The sequence below is a fragment of the Photorhabdus akhurstii genome (assembly GCF_018448925.1).
Taxonomy (GTDB): Bacteria; Pseudomonadota; Gammaproteobacteria; order Enterobacterales; family Enterobacteriaceae; genus Photorhabdus; species Photorhabdus akhurstii.
The window spans coordinates 59,585-67,991 of sequence record NZ_RCWE01000027.1 but is presented as its reverse complement, the minus strand read 5'-3'; the positions used below and the strand labels follow the sequence as shown (position 1 = coordinate 67,991).

The 8,407-nt window shown below is 44.5% G+C and carries 6 protein-coding genes; 5 read left to right on the top strand and 1 reads right to left on the bottom strand.

From position 1 onward, the window contains the following. Positions 1-747: 747 nt before the first annotated feature. The gene (locus EAE93_RS20235; RefSeq protein WP_036814579.1) at positions 748-975 is read right to left on the bottom strand and encodes a hypothetical protein; all 228 of its coding nucleotides are present in this window, start codon (positions 973-975) and stop codon (positions 748-750) included. Between the two features lie 572 nt (positions 976-1,547). On the opposite strand from EAE93_RS20235, the gene EAE93_RS20230 reads away from it, so the two are divergent. From EAE93_RS20230 to EAE93_RS20210, 5 genes are all read left to right on the top strand, one after another. Then, positions 1,548-2,180, top strand: a complete 633-nt coding sequence (locus tag EAE93_RS20230) for a response regulator transcription factor (RefSeq protein ID WP_036808296.1) — start codon at positions 1,548-1,550, stop codon at positions 2,178-2,180. Beyond that, positions 2,177-3,721, top strand: coding sequence for an MASE1 domain-containing sensor histidine kinase (locus tag EAE93_RS20225; RefSeq protein WP_214040429.1), 1,545 nt, complete (start codon positions 2,177-2,179; stop codon positions 3,719-3,721). The genes EAE93_RS20230 and EAE93_RS20225 overlap by 4 nt, the downstream gene beginning before the upstream one ends. Before the next feature lie 89 nt (positions 3,722-3,810). Then, positions 3,811-5,136, top strand: a complete 1,326-nt coding sequence (uhpC, locus tag EAE93_RS20220; RefSeq protein ID WP_214040428.1) for an MFS transporter family glucose-6-phosphate receptor UhpC — start codon at positions 3,811-3,813, stop codon at positions 5,134-5,136. Between the two features lie 17 nt (positions 5,137-5,153). Beyond that, the gene (locus tag EAE93_RS20215) at positions 5,154-6,185 is read left to right on the top strand and encodes an ABC transporter substrate-binding protein (RefSeq protein ID WP_040148794.1); all 1,032 of its coding nucleotides are present in this window, start codon (positions 5,154-5,156) and stop codon (positions 6,183-6,185) included. 137 nt (positions 6,186-6,322) lie between these two features. Further along, the gene (locus EAE93_RS20210; protein ID WP_214040427.1) at positions 6,323-8,401 is read left to right on the top strand and encodes an ABC transporter permease; all 2,079 of its coding nucleotides are present in this window, start codon (positions 6,323-6,325) and stop codon (positions 8,399-8,401) included. Positions 8,402-8,407 lie beyond the last annotated feature (6 nt).

The window sequence follows — 8,407 nt, the reverse complement described above, 5'->3', positions numbered from 1 at the left end:
ATATTAGCTTTTTGCGAGATTTAAATATTATGATATATCGTGGTTTTACGTTTAAACTAACATTAATCATATCCGATTTATTTTGACTGACACTGTTTTACCGGCATGGTTTTACTAATATTTTTTTACCAACATTGTTTTACTGGCAATTCTGCGAGTTTTTATAAATCAATCACCTTTTATCTTTTCTCTATAAATCACTAATCAATAGCTTGATAGTATAAAAACACCGTTAATGTTTTTTAGGATAATACCTTTTTTAGCATTTAAATTCGGCTAAATTAATCGTTTTATCTCTTCTTTATCGCATTTTTATTGATTTTTTCGTAAAGCAATGGTGAGAAAATATTTGAGCATTAATCTATTCTATTAATGTTATTTTACGTGATTATTGCTTTTCAACTCTCGGTTAATGATTAGTGAATTTCGATTAAATGTCATTAATCACGCTACTGAAAACTTTGATTCATTGTGTTAAATCAGTCTGTTGAATGAAGTATTTAACCTCTCCCTGTTTGTCTTTTTAAATAGTCATAGCGGGTTAGGCAAATGTAAAATAAGTGGAGTGTAGTATTACCGATTTACCGATAAGTGGATTAAACATAGCAGGGAATAGGTTGTTTTTAGTCACTCTATACCTTTTAAAAAGCTGACATTAATGGGCTACCTATCCTTTAATCCTTAGTTGATTAATCACCGGTAAAAGGGAGATGTAAGTTAAAAAATAATGTTGAAAATATGATAAGCTTATACAGCGGTTTTCATTCTGAGGGGGTGTTTGTTTTTAATTATAAATCGGCCATGACGAAAGGTTTTTACATTTACTGAACCGTATTTAACGTTCTTATTTTCATTAAACTGATATTTAGGTTTTCTATTTTCTCCTTTTTCTGTATTTGATCTTTTAGGTTTAAAACCAGTGAGGGTGGCAGAACGGCTAACGGTATTAAGATTAACGCCCATTTCTTTAATCATTTTTAATGTTGCTAAATATCCTTGCTTTTCTGGGGTTAATCTAAAAGCCGCTCGGTTTTCTACAATTATAGTCTCTGATTTTTCGTAAACTTGTTGCAGTCAGGCAAAATCTTTTATTTAAGAAGATTGGTTTAATGTGGTTAATACGGTTAAATGTTTTGATAAGATATATTCCTGTTATTGGGTTAACACTGTCATTTTTTCCACCTTATTTAATCAATTTGAAACCTGTTTTTTCTGATGTTTTCTCTTCCAAGGTCAGCATGATATCGGATTTTTTACCCGCTTTTAAAAATCCTTAATCACTGCTTTTTACTTTTGATGATTAAAGTTTTTACCTGTTTTTTCGTGGTTAGCCTGACCTCTTTTCCCGCTTTTAAAACCACACTAATAGATAAAAAAGGCTTTTTTTAACAATTGCCCCGTAAATCCTGGCCCAATTCGAGGGTTTACGGCGGTTTTTGCTAAATTTGTTAGCTTTCTTGCAGATTTAGTTGATTAATTTGCACAACCTGCTTTTCCTGCACATCATATAAATTATTTCATTAACCATTATCCATTAACGAAAACTTATGATTAGAGTTGCACTTATTGACGACCACGTAGTTGTCCGTTCCGGCTTTGCCCAATTACTCGCGCTTGAAAAGGATATTGAAATCGCCGGGCAATACGCCAATGCCAAAGAAGCTTGGTTGGGTTTACTCAGAAACCCGATTGACGTCGCCGTGATGGATATCGATATGCCCGATGAAAGCGGTTTGCACCTGCTCACCCGGTTACGGCAAAAACAACCTGATTTTCGTACCATTATTCTCAGTATTTATGACACCACGGCATTTGTACAAAGTGCGCTGGATGCCGGCGCCTGCGGCTATCTCACCAAACGATGCGGCCCGGAAGAATTAGTACAGGCAGTACGTTCCGTACATCAAGGCGGTTGCTACTTGTGTGCCGACGCACTAAAAGCACTGCGTCAGACACCACAAGAGATTAAAGCACTGCAAGTTCTGACGCCCAGAGAACGGGAAATATTTTCTCTACTTATCAACGGCATCAATGTTAAAACTATCGCGGAACAACTCAATCTCAGCCATAAAACAGTTCATGTTCATCGTGCCAATATTCTTAGCAAACTCCAGTGTAATAGCACTATTGATCTGGTTCATTACGCTCTGCAACACCAGATTCTAACGGGGAACTCATGAACAGAAGATCACGATTTGGCCTGTTATCACTCTTTCTGCTGTTTTTCTATTCACTGAGTTGGCTTGCTCTGTGGACTATCAGCTTCTACCTGAATGATAACGGACAACAAGCAGCGCTGCTTTTGCCACAAGGGTTACGGCTGGCCCTGTTTATCCTACTAGGATATCGTTACTTACCAACCTTATTAGCCACTGAGATTATTATTCTGCTATGGCTCGGCAGCGAACAACTTATTACTGACAATATCATTCTGTTATCACCCTTTCTCAGCCTAATACCTGCCCTTATCGTGCAACAATTCTGGAGGCGCTATACCCTGTATTGGCAACGGCTCTCAATTCTGCTGGCTGGTGTAACCGCTAATAGTGTGTTACAGGCTGTTTGTCTGGGGTTTACGCTGACTGCCGACGCCAGCCATCTGTTTCTCACCTCGTTAACCGGTGGCGTTTTGTTGTCACCTTTTGTTTATCTGATCTATGAATACCTGCGTCAGCAACATCTGAGAAATATGCTGCAACCGAGCGATCCTGATCCGCAGCTACGCCCTTCCTTGTTGATGTGGTGTTGTCTATTCTGCTTGCTAGGATTAAGCGCCCAGATCTTTATGTCGCCAGAAATTGAGAATCTTTTAATCATTCTCATATTTATCCCCAATGTCTTCATGGCCTACCGTTATGGCTGGCAAGGCGGCGTACTGGCAGCTCTGTTAGGCAGTCTCATGATCACGTCAGCTCGTCAATTCAGTGGTGCTTTTAACGATTTAGGCGAACTGGAAATGTTCCTGACCATTCAATCCTTATTAGGCATAGGTCTGGGGATAGCAATCAGCCGTCAGCAACAGCTCGCTGAAAATTTGCAACGTTACCGTGAATTGCTAGAACGGGAGTTAACCGCCCGCCGTACCCTGATGAAGAAACTGATTCACACAGAAGAAGACGTTTGTAAAAGCATTGCCCGCGAGTTACATGATGAAATTGGTCAGAATATTACCGCCATTCAAATTCAGGCAACGCTGATAAAACGTACCGCCACCACCCCGGCAACAGAAATGATCGCAGAACAGATCAATCATCTCGCCCAACAGATTCATCAATCCACGCGTCAATTATTACGCCAATTGCGCCCACCGGTTCTGGAAGAGATGTCCTTAGAAAAAGCACTTCACCATTTGATCCATGAATTTGCGTTTAAAGAACAAAATATTGATTGCCAATTGAATTACCAGCTTCCTCAAAATCCAACGGATGAAACGGTGGTTTTTACCCTCTACCGTCTGGTTCAAGAGTTACTGAACAATATCAGCAAGCATGCTCAAGCGACTCGAATCGCTATCATCCTGCGGCAGCACCGGGATGTGATTGAACTCAGAATCAGTGATAACGGCATCGGCATTACAGAAGACAAAAGAAAAGGCGGATTTGGCCTCCAGGGTATTGAAGAACGTATCCGTGCATTAGGAGGAGATTGGCAATTAAGTAATGATAACGGCACACGCATAACTGTTAACCTGCCCACAAATTCTGATGAAAATCAAGCATAACTAAGAATTATTCCTAGTTGCCTAAAACCTTACCTCATCCATTTTCATTAATTTTTCTTTACATTCCCTTTTTCATGGAGGAACCGGGTATGCAAGCCACCAGCCAGGAACAGATTTCACAACACTATCGCCGCTGGCGTAGCCGCCTGCTGATTTCCATGATTATTGGCTATGCCGCATTTTATCTGACGCGAAAAAGCTTCAACTTTGTCATGCCGGTTATGCAGTTGGAACTAGGACTGGATAAAGGGCATATCGGCTGGATAACCAGTCTGTTCTATCTGGCCTACGGTAGCTCAAAATTTATTTCCGGTGTATTTCATGATCGCACCGGTTATCGCTGGTTTATGGGCGCCGGATTAGTGATGACAGGAGTGTTAAACATTATCTTTGCTTTCTGCTCATCATTTTCCGCACTGCTGATCATCTGGACACTGAACGGCTTCTTTCAGGGATGGGGCTGGCCGCCTTGCGCCAGACTGCTGACACACTGGTACTCCCGCAATGAACGGGGCTTCTGGTGGGGATATTGGAATACTTCCATCAATATTGTCGGCATCACTATCCCAATATTGTCCGCTTTTCTGGCGACAACTTACGGCTGGCAAACAGCGCTGATGATGCCGGGAATTATCGGCATTTTATTGGGTATCTGGCTTTGTCATCAATTATGCGGCATACCACAACAGCAAGGTTTGCCCAGTGTGGGACAGTGGCGGCAGGATTTACTGGAGCTTCGACACGAACAGCTATCGCCCCCCATGCCGATGATGCAGATATTGCGGGATACGATCTTAACTAACAAAACTATCTGGTTGCTAGGATTCTCCTATATTCTGGTCTACCTCATCAGAATGGCGATTAACGATTGGGGAAACCTGTGGCTGTCGGAAACGCATGGCGCCAATCTGCTCAGTGCCAACGCGACGCTCTCACTGTTTGAACTTGGTGGTTTAACCGGCGCCCTATTTTCCGGTTGGGGATCGGATTTACTGTTCCGCGGCCAACGCGCCCCAATGATTCTACTGTCCGCGCTTGGACTGTTCATGGCTGTCACCGCATTGTGGCTGACTCCCATTCATCACTACGCGCTGTTGGCAGCCTGTTTTTTCAGTATCGGTTTTTTTGTATTTGGCCCGCAAATGCTAATTGGGCTGGCAGCAACAGAATATTGCCATAAACAAGCCGCCGGCACTGTCACGGGCTATCTGGGATTATACGCCTACCTGGGCGCGGCAATCGCAGGTTGGCCGCTAAGCCAAGTGGTTGCCCACTATGGCTGGTCAGGGATGTTTGCCCTGCTCACCGCCGCAGCCGCCATGATGGGTCTACTGTTGATGCCACTGTTAATGGCCGACGTTAGCAAAAGGGAACATGGAGTAGCATCGCTACTTTCTAATAATAAGCAGTTTTGAATACTAAGGATAAGACAATGAAACTGAAACCTCTCTCTACACTTATCGCAGCCGGTTTGGTCGTTGCTGCATTTACCAACAGCGCTCAAGCCGCCGGACGATTGATCGTTTATTGCAGCGCCACTAACGCTATGTGTGAAACTGAAACCAGAGCATTCGGTGAAAAATACAATGTAAAAACCACTTTTGTCCGTAACGGCTCAGGCAGTACCTTGGCAAAAATTGAAGCCGAAAAACGCAATCCACAAGCGGATGTCTGGTACGGCGGGACTCTGGACCCACAATCTCAAGCGGGAGAGATGGATCTGCTGGAGCCTTACAAATCCCCTAATCTGACGCAAATCATGCCGCAGTTCCGCGACCCGGCTAAACGTAAAGGCAACTACAGCTCCGCCGTTTACGTCGGTATTCTTGGCTATGGCGTCAACACTGAACGTCTAAAAGAGAAAAATCTGCCGATTCCAACCTGCTGGAAAGATCTCACCAAACCGATATATAAAGGCGAAATTCAGATTGCCGATCCTCAAAGTTCAGGCACTGCTTACACTGCGTTAGCAACCTTTGTTCAGTTATGGGGCAAAGATCAGGCATTTGATTATCTGAAAAAACTCAACGCCAATATTTCTCAGTACACCAAATCCGGCATTGCCCCGGCACGTAATGCCGCCCGCGGCGAATCCGCGATTGGTATCGGTTTCCTGCATGATTACTCATTAGAAGTAGAAAATGGCGCACCACTAAAACTTATCGCGCCATGTGAAAGTACCGGTTATGAAATCGGCGGCGTAAGTATCATCAAAAATGCCCGCAATATGGACAACGCCAAACTGTTTGTTGACTGGGTATTATCCAAAGAAGCACAAGAATTGAGCTGGAAGAAAGGGAAAGCTTATCAGATCCTGACCAATACCAAGGCAAAAGCTTCTCCTTTAGCACTTAAATTATCTGATCTAAAACTAATCAATTACGACATGGATAAATATGGCTCCAGTGATGTACGCAAAGAGTTAATTACCAAATGGGTGACAGAAGTGAAAATGGCTAAATAAAGCCAGCCAAGGGCGGAGCATTTCCCGCCCTTAAGAAGCTATCCGTCAGGCTACCTTATGTTCCCGCGCCAATAATGCCTTAAAGGATAGCTTCTTACTGCTGCTACCACACAATAATAATAAAACGGAAGGAAATTATGTCTCACGCCTTTACCCTGCCTATCAGACAAAAGCAGGATGCCGTGTTCTGGTGGATTGCTCTAATGTGGCTGGCTTTCGCGCTTCTGCCATCATGGAGCCTGGACTACGGCCTTTTCGAATCTACTCAAGATGAACTCTTCGCCTCTTATGGCTGGAATGGATTAAACATCGGCTTACTGTGGTTCCTGCTACCCTCAGTGCTGCTGCTACGTCCACTGACACCAGCAAATCGCAATCAACGTAACCGCCACTATTTTGATGCAGGTTATGCTTTATTATGCGCGCTATTTGTCGTTATCAGCGCAGCGATTATTGGTCGTGGGCTAGGCTACTCGACGATTTTCCTATTTATCTCGCTGGGCGCGATTATCACTCTAGCCCTGTCTCGCCTTGAGTGGTTAGGTGGTGATAGTTTTGTTATCGGCTCATTAGTCACGGTTATTGCCCTCATCGGCATATTTATCCTTTATCCGAGTATTGCCATCTTTATTCCGATGTTTACGGATGATGCCGGTCAGTTTGCCCCATTTGCTTTTATATCGATCCTGGGGCAGGCACATATTATTCAGGTTATCATCAACTCCGTTTTGCTCTCGCTGGCGGTTGGCGCAGGTTGCACCTTCTTCGGGCTAGTACTGGCAATTTATACCGCCAGAATCGCCCGCCGTTCCGCCATTATTGGCCGGGTATTCTCCATCTTACCCATCGTCACCCCGCCGTTTGTTGTCGGTTTAGGCGTCACATTGATGATGGGCCGTTCCGGTTATATCACTGAATTTATGGCAACCTGGTTTGGCCTAACCAACACCAACTGGCTGTATGGCTTTACCGGCATCTGGCTGGCGCAAGTTCTAGCCTTCACACCAATGGCGTTTATGATCCTTGATGGCGCCATCAAAACCATCCATCCCTCATTGGAAGAAGCTGCTTATACTCTGCGTGCCAACCGCTATCAGACGTTCTTCAATGTTTTTATCCCGCTGTTGAAACCGGCACTGGCGAACTCTTTCCTGATTGTCATTGTCCAGTCGCTGGCAGATTTCAGTAACCCACTGGTACTGGGCGGCAGCTTTGACGTACTGGCGACCCAGATCTATTTCTATATCACCGGTTCTCAACTCGACTATCAAGCCGCCAGTACGCTCGGCGCTTCGCTGCTGGTTTTCTCGCTACTGGTCTTCTGCATTCAGTATTTGTGGATTGGTAAACGTTCCTATGTCACGGTTTCCGGCAAATCCTACCGTGGTGATGTACAACCGTTGCCAACTTCACTGGTTTGGGGTGTCTGTGCCATCCTGTTTATCTGGGTTGTGTTCAACATTCTATTGTACGGCAGCATCTTCTACGGCAGTTTCACCGTTAACTGGGGAGTGGATTACACCCTGACCTTGGATAATTTTATCAAACTGTTCGGTCAAGGGATGAGCGACGGCGCATGGCCATCATTATTGGATACCCTGCTCTACGCCGGTATCGCTGCCCCGATTACCGCTATCCTTGGCTTGTTAATTGCCTACATTGTTGTACGCCAGGAATTTCGCGGTAAAAAGACCATCGAATTCACCACCATGCTATGTTTTGCCGTACCGGGTACCGTCGCCGGGGTTTCCTACATTCTGGCCTTCAACGATTCACCTTTTTATCTCACCGGAACTGCGGCAATCGTCATTATCTCCATGACCATGCGCAATGTACCGGTGGGTATCCGGGCAGGTATTGCCGGTCTTGGACAAATTGATAAATCACTGGATGAAGCTTCACTCAGCCTACGCGCCGGATCGATGAAAACCATCTTCCATATACTGTTGCCCTTACTGCGCCCGGCGATTTTATCTGCACTGATCTATAGCTTTGTTCGTGCGATTACCACCGTCAGCGCGATTGTCTTCCTGGTTACACCAGACACCCGCGTAGCAACCTCTTATATTCTGAATCGAGTGGAAGATGGTGAATACGGGGTCGCTATCGCTTATGGCTCGATCCTGATTGTAGTTATGCTGGCCATTATTTTCTTATTTGACTACCTGATTGGCGAAGCGCGGATTTCTCGTTCCAAAGCCAAAAACACACAGTAATCACGG

Excerpts from the sequence above, each read along its gene's own strand:
- EAE93_RS20235 (WP_036814579.1), bottom strand. The coding sequence starts at position 975 with ATGATTAAAGAAATGGGCGTTAATCTTAATACCGTTAGCCGTTCTGCC.
- EAE93_RS20230 (WP_036808296.1), top strand. The coding sequence starts at position 1,548 with ATGATTAGAGTTGCACTTATTGACGACCACGTAGTTGTCCGTTCCGGC.
- EAE93_RS20225 (WP_214040429.1), top strand. The coding sequence starts at position 2,177 with ATGAACAGAAGATCACGATTTGGCCTGTTATCACTCTTTCTGCTGTTT.
- uhpC (WP_214040428.1), top strand. The coding sequence starts at position 3,811 with ATGCAAGCCACCAGCCAGGAACAGATTTCACAACACTATCGCCGCTGG.
- EAE93_RS20215 (WP_040148794.1), top strand. The coding sequence starts at position 5,154 with ATGAAACTGAAACCTCTCTCTACACTTATCGCAGCCGGTTTGGTCGTT.
- EAE93_RS20210 (WP_214040427.1), top strand. The coding sequence starts at position 6,323 with ATGTCTCACGCCTTTACCCTGCCTATCAGACAAAAGCAGGATGCCGTG.